At 58.9% G+C, this 16,501-nt stretch carries 11 protein-coding genes; 5 read left to right on the top strand and 6 right to left on the bottom strand.

All coding sequences use genetic code 11. The annotated features are described in order from the left end of the window. Positions 1-174 precede the first annotated feature (174 nt). On the top strand, positions 175-318 hold the full coding sequence (locus HY2_RS17235) for a hypothetical protein (protein ID WP_155836531.1): 144 nt from the start codon (positions 175-177) through the stop codon (positions 316-318). Between the two features lie 75 nt (positions 319-393). Next, positions 394-2,643: a coiled-coil domain-containing protein gene (locus tag HY2_RS00375; protein WP_034823558.1), complete on the top strand. Its 2,250-nt coding sequence runs from the start codon at positions 394-396 to the stop codon at positions 2,641-2,643. 10 nt (positions 2,644-2,653) lie between these two features. On the opposite strand, the gene HY2_RS00370 is transcribed toward HY2_RS00375, so the two are convergent. The 3 genes from HY2_RS00370 to HY2_RS00360 form a co-directional block, all read right to left on the bottom strand. After that, a complete protein-coding gene (locus HY2_RS00370) occupies positions 2,654-3,547 on the bottom strand; it encodes a DMT family transporter (RefSeq protein WP_034823552.1) in 894 nt (297 codons plus the stop codon). Between the two features lie 29 nt (positions 3,548-3,576). Next, entirely contained in the window at positions 3,577-5,118 is a 1,542-nt protein-coding gene (locus HY2_RS00365; RefSeq protein WP_034823551.1) for a 2-isopropylmalate synthase, read from the bottom strand. Positions 5,119-5,245: 127 nt separating this feature from the next. Beyond that, positions 5,246-6,016, bottom strand: coding sequence for a TVP38/TMEM64 family protein (locus HY2_RS00360; RefSeq protein WP_051594562.1), 771 nt, complete (start codon positions 6,014-6,016; stop codon positions 5,246-5,248). A 138-nt stretch (positions 6,017-6,154) separates the two neighbouring features. Between HY2_RS00360 and bioB the strand changes: the two genes are divergently transcribed. Further along, positions 6,155-7,156: a biotin synthase BioB gene (bioB, locus tag HY2_RS00355; protein WP_034823784.1), complete on the top strand. Its 1,002-nt coding sequence runs from the start codon at positions 6,155-6,157 to the stop codon at positions 7,154-7,156. Here bioB and HY2_RS00350 read toward each other — a convergent pair whose 3' ends face one another. The 3 genes from HY2_RS00350 to HY2_RS00340 all read right to left on the bottom strand — a co-directional run bounded on the left by HY2_RS00350 (position 7,157) and on the right by HY2_RS00340 (position 9,176). Beyond that, positions 7,157-7,930, bottom strand: a complete 774-nt coding sequence (locus tag HY2_RS00350; RefSeq protein ID WP_034823550.1) for an SDR family NAD(P)-dependent oxidoreductase — start codon at positions 7,928-7,930, stop codon at positions 7,157-7,159. A 90-nt stretch (positions 7,931-8,020) separates the two neighbouring features. Beyond that, complete coding sequence (locus HY2_RS00345; RefSeq protein WP_158533968.1) at positions 8,021-8,611, bottom strand: fatty acid desaturase CarF family protein; 591 nt, start codon at positions 8,609-8,611, stop codon at positions 8,021-8,023. Between the two features lie 202 nt (positions 8,612-8,813). Further along, a complete protein-coding gene (locus HY2_RS00340; RefSeq protein WP_034823548.1) occupies positions 8,814-9,176 on the bottom strand; it encodes a YbaN family protein in 363 nt (120 codons plus the stop codon). A 168-nt stretch (positions 9,177-9,344) separates the two neighbouring features. Between HY2_RS00340 and HY2_RS00335 the strand changes: the two genes are divergently transcribed. Further along, entirely contained in the window at positions 9,345-14,321 is a 4,977-nt protein-coding gene (locus tag HY2_RS00335; protein ID WP_034823547.1) for an alpha-2-macroglobulin family protein, read from the top strand. Positions 14,322-14,324: 3 nt separating this feature from the next. Further along, positions 14,325-16,382, top strand: a complete 2,058-nt coding sequence (gene pbpC, locus HY2_RS00330) for a penicillin-binding protein 1C (protein ID WP_034823546.1) — start codon at positions 14,325-14,327, stop codon at positions 16,380-16,382. Positions 16,383-16,501: the final 119 nt, after the last annotated feature.

Genomic DNA, 16,501 nt, shown 5'->3' with positions numbered 1-16,501 from the left:
GGCTCCTGAGCTTGCTGTCACCTTGGCACGTTCGGCCCTTTGCATTCGTTAATCGCCAATCCGACATTCCGGAAAACATGGATGTTTTTATCGATTGTCGAATATCTGGAAATCAAGTAACATGCATCCGCGTATTGCTAGGGAAATGCGCCAAAGTCTTACTGGGGAAGTCCGATGATGAGCTTTATCTCGCTCGTTCGCAATCTTGCCATTGCTGCCATTCTTGCATGGCTGGGCTTGGAGTTTGCGCCGGATCAAAAGGACTCATCCGAGCAAGCCGACACCGGCACCGTTTCCGTCCTCGCTGTCGGGCGCTAAGACGACTGCTATAAAAGCCCAGATTGGCCTTATTCTGGTCTCGCGCCGGGCGAATTGTCACGGTATACTCTCCTCATGACAGAAACGCCTGCCGCTCGCCCGTCTGGCCGCGATCTGCTCGTCAGGCAAGAGGCGTCTCATAACTTCGAGCTCGCCCGCCATGGCGGCAGCTGGATGGTTGTGACCGGATTCATCGTCGCATTTTGCTGGATTGTAGGTGCCGCTGGCATCGCGCTGGGCCTGTGGGGTGTCGATGGCCTGAAGGAGTTGCCAACTCTCGCGCTGGTTGGCGGTGCCCTGGCGGCCCTCGTTCCGGCCCTTCTGATGATTATGGCAGGCTATATGGGACGGACAAACCGCCGGGCTGCTGCGTCCAATGCCTTGGTGATGGAGGCTGCCGTCCGTCTGATGGCACCCGCGCGTGAAGCGGGAACGGAGGGCATCACCTTTGCCGAACAGATGAAGCAGGCCGCCGCCGAAGTAGACCGTGCCATGGCGCATGCGCTTTCTGCGATGAAGGCCATGGCCGGGGAGATTGGCGATGAACGACTGCGTCTCGAATCTGTCGCCTATGCGAGTGCGGACAATGCCCGGGAACTGACCGAGCGCTTGGGCGCAGAGCGCCTTGCCCTGGAAGGGTTGGCGCGAGATCTGCGCGCGCAAATGCAATCCCTGAATGAGGCGATCCCTCGTCAGGCACAGATGATGGTGCAGGCTGCCCGTGAGGCAAGCGAGGAAGTCTCCCGTGCCGATCATGCGCTGGAGACACGGCTCCAGGACATGCAGATGGCCGGTCGCTCGCTCTCTGAAAAACTCGTTGAGCTGGATGGTCTTGCCAGCGACGCGGCCACCCGCACTGAAACGCTGACCTTCGCGGTTAGCCGCATTGAAGAAAAGCTGGACCAGTCTCGCCGCACAGTGGATGCCGCTGTAAGGGCAGGGGAGATTGCTGCCGCAGCGGCCATGACGACAGGCGATACGCTCAATGATGCAGTATCATCTGCCCTTGAATCTGCGCGTCTTGCCAATCGGGAAATCAATCAGTCCACGCGTTTAGCGGCTGAACAGGCCGCAAAGGCCCTTGCGCAATTGAAGGAGGTGGGCGAGCAGGCTGCTGCTGCGATCCGCTCCGCAGAGCATGCTGCTGAAGCTGATACCGTGCGCCTTGCGCAGAAAGTGAGGCAGCCAGAGGCTTCCATTGATCCTCAACCTGTCGCCGCGCATCAAGATTATGCCGCAAGGGCGGTTGAGCGTGAGGTGGAGCCACCTCTTGTACCTGCCCGGCCGCCAGAAGCGCCAAGGACTTCGCCATACTCTACGCCACGGCCACCACAGTCCACGCAACCCCCTTCGCCGCAGTCCACCCCTCAGCAGCCGGAAAGAGCTGTTCGGGAGACTGTCTCAAATGGCCATAGTACCGGCCATCGGAACGGTTTTCGCCCTGAAGGGCGCAACGGCCACACCCCGGAGCCGCCTCGTTCTCCTGCGCCATCCGTTCGTCGGCCGAGCATGGAAGACGAATTGTTCGATGCGGCGGCGGATGCGCTGGCGAATGCTGCGCTGACAGAGGACGAGTCGGAACAATCCACGCCCACTCAGAAGCATGAGGCAAGCGAGGATGATGGCGGACACTGGGAGCCGGAACGTCCGGCTGCCCGTGATCCGATGCCGCTGCACCGCCGGTTTGATGATCCGCAGCCTTCGGAGCCCGCGCCTCCTGAAACCCCGCGCCGTCGGGCGACGGACTTCCCGCAGAGACAAGCGCCACAGAGCCCGCCAACTGTGCGCCAACAATCGCCTGCTGCACCTCCGGTTTCTCCCCCCCCTTATGTGACGCAGCCTGAACGGCCGACACCTCCACCTGCCCAGGAGGCTTTTCTTCACGGCGGCGCACTTGTGCCTGCACGCCCGTCTTCCCACTCACCAGGGCCTGAGATGGGGTGGCGCGACATCATTTCCGATATGAGCCGGGAAGATTCCCCGCATCGTGATCGTGAGGAAGTGGCAGAAGAGCTGCTCGAACGTCTGCAAAGCACCGGCATCCTCCTGCCCGAAACATTCCGTCCGAAAGCCAAGCGTAAAATCGCCGAGGCGGCACGACGGGGAGAGCGTGAGCGCAAGACCGCCATCATCGCGCAGGCTGGCCGCCAGGTGGATCGTGTTACTCAGCGTCTGCGCAATGATCGCGAATTGTTGCAGCTGGCGCGGGAGTTCATCTCGCTTGAAGAAGAGGATGCTCTGGCCGCTTTGGAGCAAACTCAGAAGACAGGCCGCAATGCAAGCCCACGTCTTGCTGCTTACCTGCTGATCGATGCGGCTCTTTAAGTCGCCTCTTCTAACCTGCAGCCAGTACCAGAACGATCACGCCTAGCGTTACCAGCATGATGCCTGTGATCTCTCGTACGGTCAGCGTCTCCTTGAAAACAAGGAGTGACGCGCCAACAGTAAAGACAATGTCGATCTGACCTAGCGCCCGCACATAAGCTGCATTCTGGAGCGTGAAGGCCGTAACCCATCCGAGAGAGCCAAGCAGGCCTACCAGCCCGACAAGGCCGGTCATGCGCCAGGCCTTGAACAGCTTCATGATCTGGCCAGGCTCGCGAAGCCACATCCAGAACAGAACGGCTCCAGCCTGAAAGAAGGTGACATAGCTGACAGTGACCGCTGCGCGGAGCAGGGCGTCCCCGTCAGAGAGGGAGAGAGAGGCACCCCGAAAGGCGACTGCAGAGAGACCGAACAGGCCGCCAGACAGAATCCCGATCCAAAGGGCACTATCCGGTTTCCACTTCGAGGCCGCCCCTTTGGGAATGGATATCAGCATGACGCCTGCCAGACTTATCATGATGGCAAGGGTCATGAGAGGGGAGAGGTGGTCTCCGAGCAGGATGATGCCGAAAAGAGCCGTTTGTACGGGTTCGGTTTTCGTGAAGGCCGTGGCAGCAGAGAAATTCGCCCGGCTGAACAGATGGATCAGCAAGCCTGTTGCCACGATCTGACAGAGACCGCCTATCGCACTATAAAGATAGAATACCCCTGGTGTAATGGGCAGGTTATCGCCCCGCGCTTGCACCAACCCCCAAGTGAACAGTACAGCGAGCGGAGCAGCGAACACGAAGCGCGATGCTGTCGCGCCCCATGTGCTGAGCTGCCCCTTCAGCTGTTTCTGCAACACAGAGCGAAGGTTCTGGCAGAACGCAGCTGCCAGCGTGATGGGGATCCACAAATCCATGTTTCAAGCCCTGAGGGCTAAAAGCGTGATCAGGCGGCGTGGGTGCGCTTGGCTTTGCGCGCTTCCAGCTTGTTCACGGCATGGAGGTAGGCTTTTGCACTGGCGACCAGCGTGTCCGGATCAGATGAGCGCCCCGTCGACATGATGCCCTCACAGTTCAGGCGCACGGATACAGTCGCCTGCGCGTCTGTTCCACCAGTGACAGCGTGCACCTGATAGAGTTCCAGCTTGCCATCATGCGGGACGATCTCGCGGATGGCATTGAACACGGCATCGACCGGGCCATTGCCGCGGGCGATCGCGAACTTTTCGTCGCCATCGACTACCAGATCGATCTCAGCGGTTTGCGGGCCATCCGTGCCGGCGACAACACGCAGACGCTTGAAGACAATTCGCTCGCCTTCTGCGGCCAACTGGTCATCGACCAAGGCAATGATGTCATCATCGAAGACGTGTTTCTTGCGGTCGGCCAGCGTCTTGAAGCGTTTGAACGCATCGTTCAAGGCGTCACCTTCCAGCACATAGCCAAGCGCTTCCAGCTTGTCGCGGAAGGCATGGCGGCCGGAATGCTTGCCCATGACGAGGGATGTCTTGGCAACGCCGACATCTTCCGGCCGCATAATCTCATAGGTTTCGGCATTCTTCAGCATGCCATCCTGGTGGATGCCGCTTTCATGCGCGAACGCGTTCTTGCCGACGATCGCCTTGTTGTACTGCACCGGAAACCCGGTGATGCGGCTAACCATGGCAGATGCTTTGGAGAGATAGGCCGGCTGGATATTGGTTTCGAAGGGCAGGGTGTCGCCGCGCACCTTCATCGCCATAACGACTTCTTCCAGCGCAGCATTACCCGCGCGCTCGCCCAAGCCGTTAATGGCACATTCCACCTGGCGAGCGCCATTGGCAACGGCATTGATGGAGTTGGCTACAGCCAAGCCGAGATCATTGTGGCAGTGCGCAGACCAGATCACCTTGTCGGAGTTCGGAACATTTTCGATCAGGCGGCGGAATAGAGCGCCATACTCATCTGGATGGGAATAGCCGACCGTATCCGGGATGTTGATAGTAGTCGCGCCGCTGGCGATGGCCACATCGATACATTTGCACAGAAAGTCGAATTCGGTGCGGGTCGCATCTTCCGCGCTCCACTCCACATCATCGGTGTGGTTGCGGGCCTGGGCGACAGAGCGGCCGACAGCTTCCAGAACCGCATTGGGGCCCATTTTTAGCTTGTGCTTCATGTGCACGGGGCTGGTGGAGATGAAGGTATGTATGCGCGGACGCGCCGCCTTGCGGACGGCCTCTGCGCAACGCTCGATATCGTTTGGCGTGGAGCGTGCGAGGCCGCAAATGATGGCAGATTTTGATTGCTCGGCAATCGCGCTGACGGCGGCGAAATCACCTTCCGAGGCGGCGGGAAAGCCGGCTTCGATGACATCCACGCCCATGGTTTCCATCAGCTCAGCCAGTTCGAGCTTTTCATTGTGGGTCATGGAGGCGCCCGGCGATTGTTCGCCGTCGCGCAAGGTGGTGTCGAAAATACGGATAAGAGGGTTTGAAGACGTGGACATTTTCTGCGGGACCGATCTGGGGGTGAAAAATCAGGCTAACTTGAACCCCTGACCGCGCGACTGCCCCAGCTGACCTTAGGCAGTCGTCTCCGGCCAGGGGCCGGTAAGCAGTAGCTGAAGAGGCAAATTATTCCACATGAGGGGTTACATCGTCTGCCTGCGCGTCGGTGTCAACCTCATTCTGCCCTATCAGTGCAACAGATTGCCTGTTTTTGCGCATTCGGGCACGCGCATATGTGGCAATGGCGATATACACACCAATTGCTGCGCCGGCCGCTGCGATGGCCGTCAATGGATTACCCTTGAATGCAGCGAAAAGGCTTTGGCCTGCAAATGCAATGAGGGCGATCTTCGGAATGATCCCTACGGCCATGCCGGCCCAGTAATGCAGGAATTTCGCATGGCTGACGCCGAAAGCCATATTGACGATCAGCGCAGGGCCCGCGGGAACATTACGCACTATAGCGCTTGTCATCATGGCATTTCGGCCCACAAATCCAGACAGGCGATTGGCCGTTTCACCCGCATAGCGCCTGAAAGCCTTTTCGCCAGCCAGACGGCCTGCATAAAAGGTCACTGCGCCAGAGACCATGTTGGCAATCCAGGCCATGAATGCGCCGAGCCATGGGCCGAAGGCCGCCACGGCAATTGCAACCAGTGCGAATTGCGGTACGCCGATAAAGGCGCCCAGTACAAATAGCACGATAATGGCAGGCAAAGCCCATGGGCTGCTCGCCACATTATCCATGAAGGTCTGCAAGGCTGTTGCATCGACAATGTTCGCCATCTTTCCGATCACAAACAGCCCTATGATAACCAGCAGGGCAATCAGGCCGATGACTGCGCCACGCTTTGCGTTCGCATCAATGACTTTCCGGGGGGCGGGCTGTGTGTCCATATGGGCGCTCTGGAGGGTCCGCAGCTGACTTACGTCATACCGGCATATGCCGCAAAGTTAATTTCTACAGTAGTTGATCCGCAGGGAGCACGCCGATACCAAGCCTCAGCTATATAGTATATGAACAAGGATCTCCGGATGACTGAGCTTTCACCCCGCCACAACTGGACCCGTGACGAGATTGCCGATCTCTACACTTTGCCGCTCGACAGCCTTATGGGTAAGGCACTGAGTGTGAAGCAAGCGAACTGGCCGGATGGGAAACTTCAGAAGTCGCAACTTCTTTCGATCAAGACGGGTGGCTGTGCTGAGAATTGCGGCTATTGCAGCCAGTCGGCGCATTTCGATACTGGACTTGAAGCCTCAAAGCTGATGCCGCTGGAAGAGGTGGTGAGCGCCGCACGCCGCGCAAAGGAAAATGGCGCAGATCGTTTTTGCATGGGGGCGGCGTGGCGCAGCCTTAAAGAACGCGATGTGCCCAAGGTCGCCGCGATGATCGAGGCGGTGAAAGCCGAAGGCCTCGAAACCTGCGTCACGCTTGGCATGCTGGAAGAGGGGCAGGCGGAGGCCCTGAAAGCAGCGGGGCTCGATTATTATAATCACAACCTCGACACCTCGCCGGAATATTATGACACCGTGGTATCCACCCGAACCTATGATGACCGCCTGAAAACCCTGGGCAAGGCGCGGGGGGCTGGCCTAAAGCTCTGCTGCGGCGGGATTCTGGGCATGGGAGAAAGCCGGGAAGATCGTATCGGCCTGATCCATGAGTTGTCAAAACTGACACCGCATCCAGAAAGTGTGCCGGTCAATATGCTGGTGCCGATCGAAGGCACGCCGCTAGGTCAAAGCCCTGCGATCTCTGTCATTGAGATGGCGCGGGCAATTGCGGTCTGTCGCATCGTGTTTCCGAAAAGCTGGGTGCGCCTGTCCGCAGGCCGTGAGGGCATGACGGAAGAGGGGCAGGCGCTGTGTCTGCTCGCCGGGGCGAACTCCATCTTCGTTGGGGACCGGTTGTTGACCACCGACAACCCCGAAATTGATGAGGATGAAACCCTGATGGGGCAGATGGGTATGGAAGCCGCCGGCCGGAGCGAAATGGAAGCCCCGGCCCGGCGGGTCACACTGATCGGATCCTGATCAGCGGGTCTGGCCGCCATCCACCGGCATGATCGTGCCGGTGACAAAGCTTGCAACAGGGCTGAGGAGGAAGGCGGCGGCGCTGCCGATTTCTTCAGGCTTGCCAAAGCGGCGCAACGGCACTTCACGCTTGATCCAGCGTTTCCAGGCGTCGCCGCGCTCTCCATTGACGCGCTCTTCCCACTCGCCATCCGGGAAGATGATATTGCCCGGCGCTATGGCGTTGATGCGCACGCCGTTTGGTCCGGCGATGCGGGCGAGTTCCTTGGTCATATGGTTCATGGCGGCTTTAGACGTGCCATAAGTGAGCGGCGTGCCCAAGCCGGTCAGGCCGGCAATGGATGAAATCATCAGGACAGAGCCTTCGCCGCGCGCGTCCATCCGGCGTAGCGCAGAGCGGGCCAGATAGAAAGCAGAATTGAGGTTTTGCGACAGGCCTGCGTCCCACGTTTCGTCGTCCACTTCAAAACCTGGCGGGCATGGGTGCAGGCCGACATTTGCGACTGCGCCCCAAAGCGGGCCCATTTCCTCTTCAATGGCGGCAATCATGTTCTCGACGACATCCGGATCGCGCAGATCGCCTGCACGGGTCCAGACAGCCTCCTTACCATAGGTCTCTGCCAGGCGGGCGGCTTCCTGCTCCAGCTTCTCTTGTCCACGGGCCGCCATGGCAACGCGCGCGCCCTCGGCGAGGCAGGCCTCAACAATGCCCAGTCCGATGCCGCGGCTTGCCCCTGCGACGAAGATGACTTTTCCGGTCAGTTCCAAATCCATTTGAGCGTTTCCTCTTTCTTATGCGTGCAGACACTAAGGCCTTTGAGAGTGAAGAACATCCCCGCCCTCAGGGAAGGGCGAAGTGGGAGGTCAGGCGGCTTTACGATAGCGCGGATTCACGCTTTCATCGAGGCGCGGCACCTTGCCGGTGATGGTCCTGATTACGCGCTCAAGCGCCGGGAAGAGGCCGATGCGTTCCAGCACAGGGTTGGTGTAATTCGTGATGACGCAGTAATGCGTATCCTTGCCTTGGCGATGGTGCGCGGCGTGATGCTTGAAGGACTGGGCGAGGCCTGTCTTATGTAGCAGTGTTATGAGACGGCCATTCTCCTTTGGACTGCGATGGGCCGCGCGGTGAAATTCGTTGGCAAATACACCAAAGAAGACAGCCGAGCCCGTAAATAGGTTCAACGTTGCGGTTCCCCAGAACAGGGCAAGAAAGATGGTGCCAACAACCACCACTTCGCGGTTGCGTGTGAAGAATGTTCCTTGAAGAAAGGCGCGTGGTTTGAAGTGATGCTCCTGATTGGCCCGGATCGTTTGCCCAAGAATAGGCCATTTCGGATTGCCATAGCGGTCCTCAAACCAGTGGATGAGACCTGAAATCAGGTCCGCAAAGAACAGGCCTCCCAATATGGAAGCCAGTGATTTGGCGATAGTCAGCGTGATCGTGACGGGCATGGGACCGCCTCCTTCTTGCATGTTCTCTTGATAGGCATCTGCCTTATTGTTGAGCGAATGATTGCTCACAAAATGAGGCGGAAATTTGGCGAGTGATCAATCAGTCACTAATTTTTGTAAATTGCTGGGTTATGTAGGATTTTGCTCAATTATGCACGCTGCTGCACCAAGGCATGCCGAGTTCCCTGAAGGAGGGGAGGGGTTATTCCGGGCGGATTGGTTTACGCGTGATGACGTAAAGCGCGCCAATGCCGATCAAGCTGAGGCCGCCTGCCATAAGCCATCTGTTATCATGGCCGAATCCGACGATAAGGCCTGCTGCAATTGCCATTCCGCTCAGCGCGGCAATTTTAGCCTCGCGCGCCAGCGCACCTGTTTCCAGAAACGTCTTGATGGGCGGCCCGATACCCGGCTGGCGATAGATCCATTCTGCCCAGTTGGGATTTGACTTCGCAAACGCCAGGGCAGCGACAATCCAGAAAACGGTTGTTGGCCAGACAGGCAAAACCAGTCCAATGGCACCCAGTGCGAAAGCAATTATCCCGACGGTTCGCCAGAGCCACATGAGTGATCCATTCCCTGTCCCATGACGCCTGGCAAGTGCCTGACCATGTCTGTAAACCAATTGAGGCTCGAATTTAGGCGTTTTTCTTTGATTTGTCTCAATCGCGCCCTGTTCGCGCCCCCCGGAAGATGTGTAAGAACTGTAAGAAAGCTCAAAGGAGAGGGTTTCATGTCGCATAAACAATCGGGCAAGTGGGGTTCGGGCCGGGCGGTGGTTGCCGCTTTTATGATCGCCATGCTTGCTGCGTGTGGTGGCGGCAAGGAAAAGGCCGGACCTGATCCGGCAAAATCGGATGAAGGCAGTGTCGTTACACGCTCTGCGGCGGACAATGTGGCTGCACGCCAACGTGAGGCCCGACGCCAGAAAGCCCGCGAGACAGCAGAGCAGGACTTTACCTATTTCAGATATCGTATCGACACCGCAACGGAACAGCCACTGGCGTGCTTTGTCTTCTCTGCACCGCTTGATCCGCAAGCTGATTACTCTCCTTATGTCGAGTTCCGACCGGCTTTCCGGCCGGCATTGAGCGTGGAAGGGCGTGAGCTGTGTGTAGGCGGCCTGACCTTTGGCAGTGAACGCACAGCGAAGCTGTTGTCCGGTTTACCCGCTGCAGACGGGCGCACGCTGAAGCGGGACGAAACAATCCCGATCGATTTTGCGGATCGCCCGCCTTATGTCGGCTTCAAGGGTGCGGGCATCATCTTGCCGCGCGAAGATGCAGATGGCCTGCCGATTGAAACCGTGAATGTGGATGAGGTGAAAGTCACCGTATCCCGCATCAATGACCGCGCACTGGCCTTCAAGAATATTTCCGAAGGCGAGACAACGTCGCAAGGCCGCTACGCCTATACTTGGGGTGAAGATGACCCGAGCGATGTGGAAGAAGAATTGTTCAGCGGCAAAATGCAGATCGCGAATGAGCAGAATGCGCCGGTTGTGACAGTCTTCCCCCTACAGGACGTCATCGGCACACTGGAGCCGGGTGTCTATTATGTAAATGTGGAAGATGCTGCCGAACTGAACAGCGCGGAGGGGCCACCAGCCTCTTCCAGCCGCTGGATCATGATGACGGATCTGGCCATTACTGCCTATCAGGGGGGCAATGGCCTGGACCTGACGCTGCGTTCCCTGAAGGATGGTCGCCCCGTTCCGGACACGACGGTGCAACTCGTCGCCATGAACAATGACATTCTGGCAGAGGCCCGCAGTGACGAAATGGGCCGAGTTACCTTTGATGCTCCGATCACGAATGGTCAGGGCAATATGTCTCCCAAGCTCGTTATGGCCTACAGCGCCAAGGGCGAACTGGCGGTTCTGGATCTGACCCGTGCGCCTGTGGATCTCTCTGAATATGCCGTTGGCGGACGCCGGGCGCCGAGCCTTATTGACGCCTATGTCTATTCCGAACGGGGCATTTATCGCCCAGGTGAGACGGTGCAGCTGACAGCCATGCTGCGCGACCGTACTGGCAAGGCGATTGAAGACCGTTCTGGTTATCTGGTGATCTACCGTCCGAATGGCCTGGTTGCGGACAAGTTCAGATTCAATGATCCGGAAGCGTCTGCCGTGCTGCACAGCTATCAACTGGCCAAAGGTGCCTCACGTGGGCAATGGCGCGCAACGCTGGAAGTTGACGGCGTATCGGGCGCATCCGGTTCCGTTAATTTCGCTGTCGAGGATTTTGTCCCGCAGCGCATCGCCGTAGATCTCGAGACGGACAAGGATACGCCGCTGAAGCTGGGCGAGACTCGCGCTGTGGAAGTGTCCTCACGCTTCCTCTATGGCGCGCCCGGCGCAGGCCTGACGGTCAAGTCGGAAGCCCGGGTGGAAGCGGCGCCGAATCCTTTCCCGGATTTCAAGGATTTCAGCTTTGGCCGCCATGACCAGACCTTCCATGAACGTATCCTGGAAATGGATGATACGACGACGGACGGGGCAGGGGTGGCAAATGTTCAGATCGCCCCGGGCAACGCAGGCAGCAATGCCGGAAGGCCGCTGCGCATCAATGCTGTCATCAGCGTGCTGGAGCCAGGTGGTCGCGCCGTCACGGAAAGCGTGCGGATTCCGTATCGTCCTGAACGGCTCTATGTCGGCCTGAAGCCCGGTTTTGATTACTCAGTCGAAGAGGGCAAGGACGCTGCTTACGAAGTTGTCGCCATCAATGAGGCCGGAAAGGCGATTGCCCAACGGCTGACCTGGAAACTGCTGGCAGTCGACTATCACTATGACTGGTATCGGGATGGGGATCGTTGGCGTTGGCGTCGGTCACGTACCGTGACGAAGGTCAATGAAGGCATAGTGACGACTCCTGAAGGAGGCTCGGCAGAGATCCGCGTCAGCGGCCTCGACTGGGGCAGCCATGAGCTGGTTGTGGAAGGCACTGAGGCGCATTCCAGTATTTCTGCCAGCGATGATTTCTATGTCGGCTGGGGCGGCCGTGTGTCGGAAGACGGGACGGAAGCCCCGGATCGCGTGCGTGTGCTTGGTCCTGACAAGGCACCAGGGCCAGGCAAGAGTGCCGACATCACAATCATTCCGCCTTATGCGGGGCAGGCCCAGATTGTGGTGGCTACGGACCGCGTTCTGTCCGTGCAGAATCTGGCCGTCAGTGATCAGGGCACGAATGTGACCCTGCCCGTGACAGAGGATTGGGGAGAGGGTGCGTATGTGATGGTGTCGGTTTATACTGAGCGTGATCCCATCCTTCAGGCCAAGCCTCGGCGCGCGGTGGGTGTCACCCATATTCCCGTCAATATGGAGTCGCGCACATTTGGCATGACCATCAAGGCACCCGATGTTGTGCGTCCTGTAGGCGAGCAAGTGGTCGAGGTGGAATTTGAAGGCGGGCCACGTGAGCCTGTCTATCTCACCCTGGCGGCCGTCGATGAAGGCATTCTGCGTCTCACCAAGTTCAAGAGCCCTGATCCTGTCAGCTATTATTATGGCAAGAAGGCGCTGGGCGTTGAGATGTATGACGACTATGGCCGTTTGCTGGATCCGAATATGGGGCTGCCGGCCGAGGTCCGCTCGGGCGGTGACCAATTGGGCGGCGAAGGCCTCTCCGTTGTACCGGTGAAGTCTGTCGCCCTTTTCTCCGGTCTCGTGGATATTGGCCGCTCCGGCAAGGCGCGTGTCCGGTTCGACTTACCCGAATTCAATGGCGAATTGCGTCTTATGGCCGTTGCTTGGTCGAAATCAGGTTTGGGATCTGCCGAGTCCAGCATGGTTGTGCGCGACAAGGCGCCCTCAGACCTGATCATGCCGCGCTTCCTGGCGCCAGGTGACGAGGCGATGATGACGGCCAGCATTGACAATGTGGAGCTGGGCAATGGTGAGTTCTCCGCGACGATCACGGAGGAAGGCAGTGTCAATGTTGCGGATGGGCGGCTGACGCGCACACTGGAAACAGGCAAGCGCGCCGATGTGCCGGTCCGCATCGAAGCGGAAAGCGAAGGCATTTCCACTGTGATGCTTTCCGTGGAAGGTCCTGACAAATACTCGACGGAGCGTACTTACCAGATCCAGACGCGGTCTCCGTATCTGCCTGAAACCCGCGTCACCAAACAGTTGATGCAGCCTGGTGAGACGTATGCGGTCAGTGCAGACCTTATGCAGGGATTTGTGCCAGGATCGTCTAGCGTCAGTGTCGGTTTTTCAACTCTGCCGATGGACCCGGCCACGCTCTATGCGTCTCTGGACCGTTATCCCTATGGCTGCACCGAGCAGACGACCAGCCGCGCCTTGCCGCTGCTGTATTCTGAGCAATTGGTGTCCATGGGTGCCAAGGGCTCAAAGGATGATGCGACTACGCGCGTCCAGGAAGCTGTGAACACGGTGCTGAACCGGCAGAGTTCGGATGGTGCCTTTGGCTTGTGGCGGGAAGGGGATGGCTACGCCTCCCCATGGCTAGGCGCCTATGTGACGGACTTCGTCTACCGCGCACAGCAGGCTGGATATGCGGTCCCGAATGAAGCGCTCGACCGGGCCTATGGCGCCCTGCGGGCCATCTCAACCGGCGATGCATGGCGTGTCTATGGCTATGACACGGATGTTTATGAGAGCCGTTATTCGAACGACACAGCGGAAAAGATGATGCAACGGTCTTCGGCCTACGCACTCTATGTGCTGGCCAAGGCGGGAAAAGCTGATATTTCCCGTCTACGCTATCTACATGATCGTGAGCTGACGAATATCGATAGCCCGCTTGCACGGGCCCATATTGGCGCTGCTCTGGCCATGATGGGTGACCGTGCCCGGGCTTCGTCCTCCTTTAAGGCCGCCATGGACGGCATCGGCTATGACAATACAGGCGACTATTACCAGACTCCGCTGCGGGATGAGGCCGCCATTCTGGCGCTCGCCTCTGAAGCGGGCATGTTGGATGCCGTTGAAAGCCTAGCCGAGAAGCTTGGCGAGGATGCTCCGGACCCGAGCCGGATGACAACCCAGGAAAAGGCGTTCGCCTTGCTGGCCGTCGATGCCTTGAACAAGGGGGCAGACGGGTTCAAACTGGGTGTGGAAGGTCTTGGCCGCGGCAACAATAATGAGCGTCAATACGCTCTGACCGAAGCCCAGGCGAGCGAAGGCGTTACCTTCAAACTGGAAGGCAAGGCCCCGATGTTCCGCACTGTACTGGTGACGGGTGCGCCCAACTCAGCCCCACCTGCTGCGTCGTCCAGCCTGCGGGTGGACAAGACCTATTACACGCTGACTGGCGGTAAGGTTGACTTGTCACGGGTGCAGCAGGGGGATCAGCTGGTCGTCAGCATGCGGGTTACTCCGCAGGAGCGGCGGTTGAACCCTGTGGTCGTGGCAGACTTGCTGCCGGCTGGTTTCGAGATCGAAACAGTGCTGCGTCCGGCGGATGGAGAGCAGGAGTATGGAAACTCCGGGGCCTTTGCGTATCTCGGCCGGTTGGCGCGCACACAGACAGCTGAGGCTCAGGATGATCGCTATGTGGCCGCAGTGGATGTCTATGGCGACGCCGTGACGCTGGCTTATGTCGTGCGGGCCGTAACGCCAGGTGACTTTGCGATGCCGGGTGTTGTGGCTGAAGACATGTACCGTCCGGAAGTGTTTGCACGTTCCAAGGCGGGCCGTGTCACCATCAGTGCGGCCCCAGGCTCCATGGGAGGAGGGCAGTAAGTCATGCTTACGCCCAGGCGCCTTTTGGCGGGGATGGCCGTACTTTTCTGTACGGTGATCCTTGTCGACTGGCTGCTTCCGCCGCCCATTGAGCGTGCGGAAGAAGTTTCTGCCTTGGTGACAGACCGGGAAGGAAAGCCACTCAGGGCTTTCCCAACCCGGGATGGCCGCTGGCGCTTCCATGGCGATCTGGACAAGATTGATCCGGAATTCATTGAGGCGCTGGTACGGGTGGAGGACAAGAACTTCTATTCCCACCGTGGAACGGACTGGGGCGGGCTGGTGCGGGCGGCATTCGACTCTGCGAAGGCCGGGCACATTGTATCAGGCGGCTCTACCATCACGATGCAGACCGCCCGCATGCTGGAGCCGCGCGACAGGAATATTGGCTCAAAACTGATCGAGATCGCGCGTGCCTGGCAAATCGAGCGTCGGCTATCCAAGGAAGAGATTCTTGAGCTGTATCTGACGCTAACGCCCTATGGCGGAAATCTGGAAGGCGTCCGCGCTGCCAGCTGGAGCTATTTTGGCCATGAGGCGGATCGACTCTCCGATGATGAAATCGCACTTCTGATCGCACTGCCGCAATCGCCGGAAGTACGCCGCCCCGACCGCCACCCCGAACAGGCGGAGCGAGCCCGCAACTGGGTAGCGACTAAACTGAACTGGTATGGCGTCTTTAGCGAAGAGGATGTCGCGGATGTGGCGGCATCATCCGTTCCCGGACGGCGGCGTGATTTTCCGATGCGCGCCTGGCATGGCACCGAAAAGGCATTGGCCAGCGGGCCCTATATGGATGTGCGCTCCACACTGGATGCAGGTCTTCAGGCCGAACTTGAAGCGATCGCCTTGCGCCGCGCGGAACAGGAAGGGCCTAATGTACAGGTCTCTGCAATCGTTGTGCACATCCCGACGCGGGCCGTGCGTGGCCTTGTCGGTTCGGCATCACGTGACCGGGCGGGCGGCTGGCTGGATCTGACAGCGCAGGCGCGTTCGCCGGGCTCTACGCTGAAGCCCTTTATCTATGCCATGGCCTTTGATGATGGGCAGGCCGCTCCGGACACCCGCATTGCCGATTTGCCCAAAAGGTTTGCATCTTATCAGCCGGAGAATTTTGACCGTATGTTCCGCGGGGATGTACGGGTCTCCGACGCGTTACAGCACTCTCTGAACGTGCCCGCGGTTTTGATGCTGGACCGCGTAGGCCCGGAACGGTTCGCGGCTCAGCTGGCCCTGGCTGGTGCGCGTCCGCGTATCAATGGCGGCGCCAGTCATCAAGCGGGCCTGGCCCTTGCGCTTGGCGGCGCTGGCCTGACCGCGCGGGAACTGGCAATCCTTTATGCTGCGCTGGGTGATGGCGGTGTTGCCAAGCCGCTTATCTGGCGCGCAGATGAGGAAGCCGCAAGTTATGAGCGAATGGGTCACCGTTTGATCAGTTCGCAAAGTTCGGATGAGGTGATTCGTATACTGCAAAATGCGCCGATGCCGGAAGGGCGCATGCCCGGTCGACTGACGGCGAATGCGCCGCAAGTCGCCTTCAAGACGGGAACGTCATACGGCTTCCGTGATAGCTGGGCGGCTGCCGTGTCTGGCGAGCACGCAATTGTCGTTTGGGTCGGACGTGCAGATGGCGCACCGCGCCCTGGCAAGACGGGACGTGAAGTCGCTTTGCCCGTCCTGTTCGAAATTGCCGACCGTACAGCCCACCATCTGCAGGATGAGGGGGAAGCCCGCACGCGCTTCAGCACTAACCGTCGGCTGGATACAAAGGGTGCGTTGCGGACGTTCACGCCTGAAGCCCCCCCGGAAATCCTTTTTCCGCCTATCAATGCTGAACTTTGGGCTGGTGAGGTGAATGGTAAACCGACACGCGGCTTTGTTCTGGCGGGTAGGGGAGAGGGAGAGCTCAGCTGGTATGTTGATGGCCAGGTCTGCGATGTGGATGATGCGGGCTCTCCGGTCTGGACACCACAAAGACCGGGCTTCTACTCGGTGACCGCCGTAGATGATGCCGGTCGATACAGTACGGTCAAGGTTCGTGTGCTGACAGGCCCTGCATGACATTTTGGTAAGTCGCGCCTGTTGACGTATTTCGGCAACACGCACTGTACACATTTGTGTTAGGCCTGCGCTTTGTGGCTTCTCCTGACGGGCCGCTACGCCATATGGAAAACACAGGC

Source organism: Hyphomonas pacifica (assembly GCF_000682675.1).
In the GTDB taxonomy this organism is placed as follows: domain Bacteria; phylum Pseudomonadota; class Alphaproteobacteria; order Caulobacterales; family Hyphomonadaceae; genus Hyphomonas; species Hyphomonas pacifica.
Note: the sequence above shows the minus strand (reverse complement) of the source record. Positions and strands in the feature narration are given on the sequence as shown.

Bases quoted from the DNA above. Each gene is read 5' to 3' on its own strand.
- HY2_RS17235 (WP_155836531.1), top strand. From the start codon at position 175: ATGATGAGCTTTATCTCGCTCGTTCGCAATCTTGCCATTGCTGCCATT.
- pbpC (WP_034823546.1), top strand. From the start codon at position 14,325: ATGCTTACGCCCAGGCGCCTTTTGGCGGGGATGGCCGTACTTTTCTGT.
- HY2_RS00370 (WP_034823552.1), bottom strand. From the start codon at position 3,547: ATGGATTTGTGGATCCCCATCACGCTGGCAGCTGCGTTCTGCCAGAAC.
- HY2_RS00345 (WP_158533968.1), bottom strand. From the start codon at position 8,611: ATGCCCGTCACGATCACGCTGACTATCGCCAAATCACTGGCTTCCATA.
- HY2_RS00365 (WP_034823551.1), bottom strand. From the start codon at position 5,118: ATGTCCACGTCTTCAAACCCTCTTATCCGTATTTTCGACACCACCTTG.
- HY2_RS00335 (WP_034823547.1), top strand. From the start codon at position 9,345: ATGTCGCATAAACAATCGGGCAAGTGGGGTTCGGGCCGGGCGGTGGTT.
- HY2_RS00375 (WP_034823558.1), top strand. From the start codon at position 394: ATGACAGAAACGCCTGCCGCTCGCCCGTCTGGCCGCGATCTGCTCGTC.
- bioB (WP_034823784.1), top strand. From the start codon at position 6,155: ATGACTGAGCTTTCACCCCGCCACAACTGGACCCGTGACGAGATTGCC.
- HY2_RS00350 (WP_034823550.1), bottom strand. From the start codon at position 7,930: ATGGATTTGGAACTGACCGGAAAAGTCATCTTCGTCGCAGGGGCAAGC.
- HY2_RS00360 (WP_051594562.1), bottom strand. From the start codon at position 6,016: ATGGACACACAGCCCGCCCCCCGGAAAGTCATTGATGCGAACGCAAAG.
- HY2_RS00340 (WP_034823548.1), bottom strand. From the start codon at position 9,176: ATGTGGCTCTGGCGAACCGTCGGGATAATTGCTTTCGCACTGGGTGCC.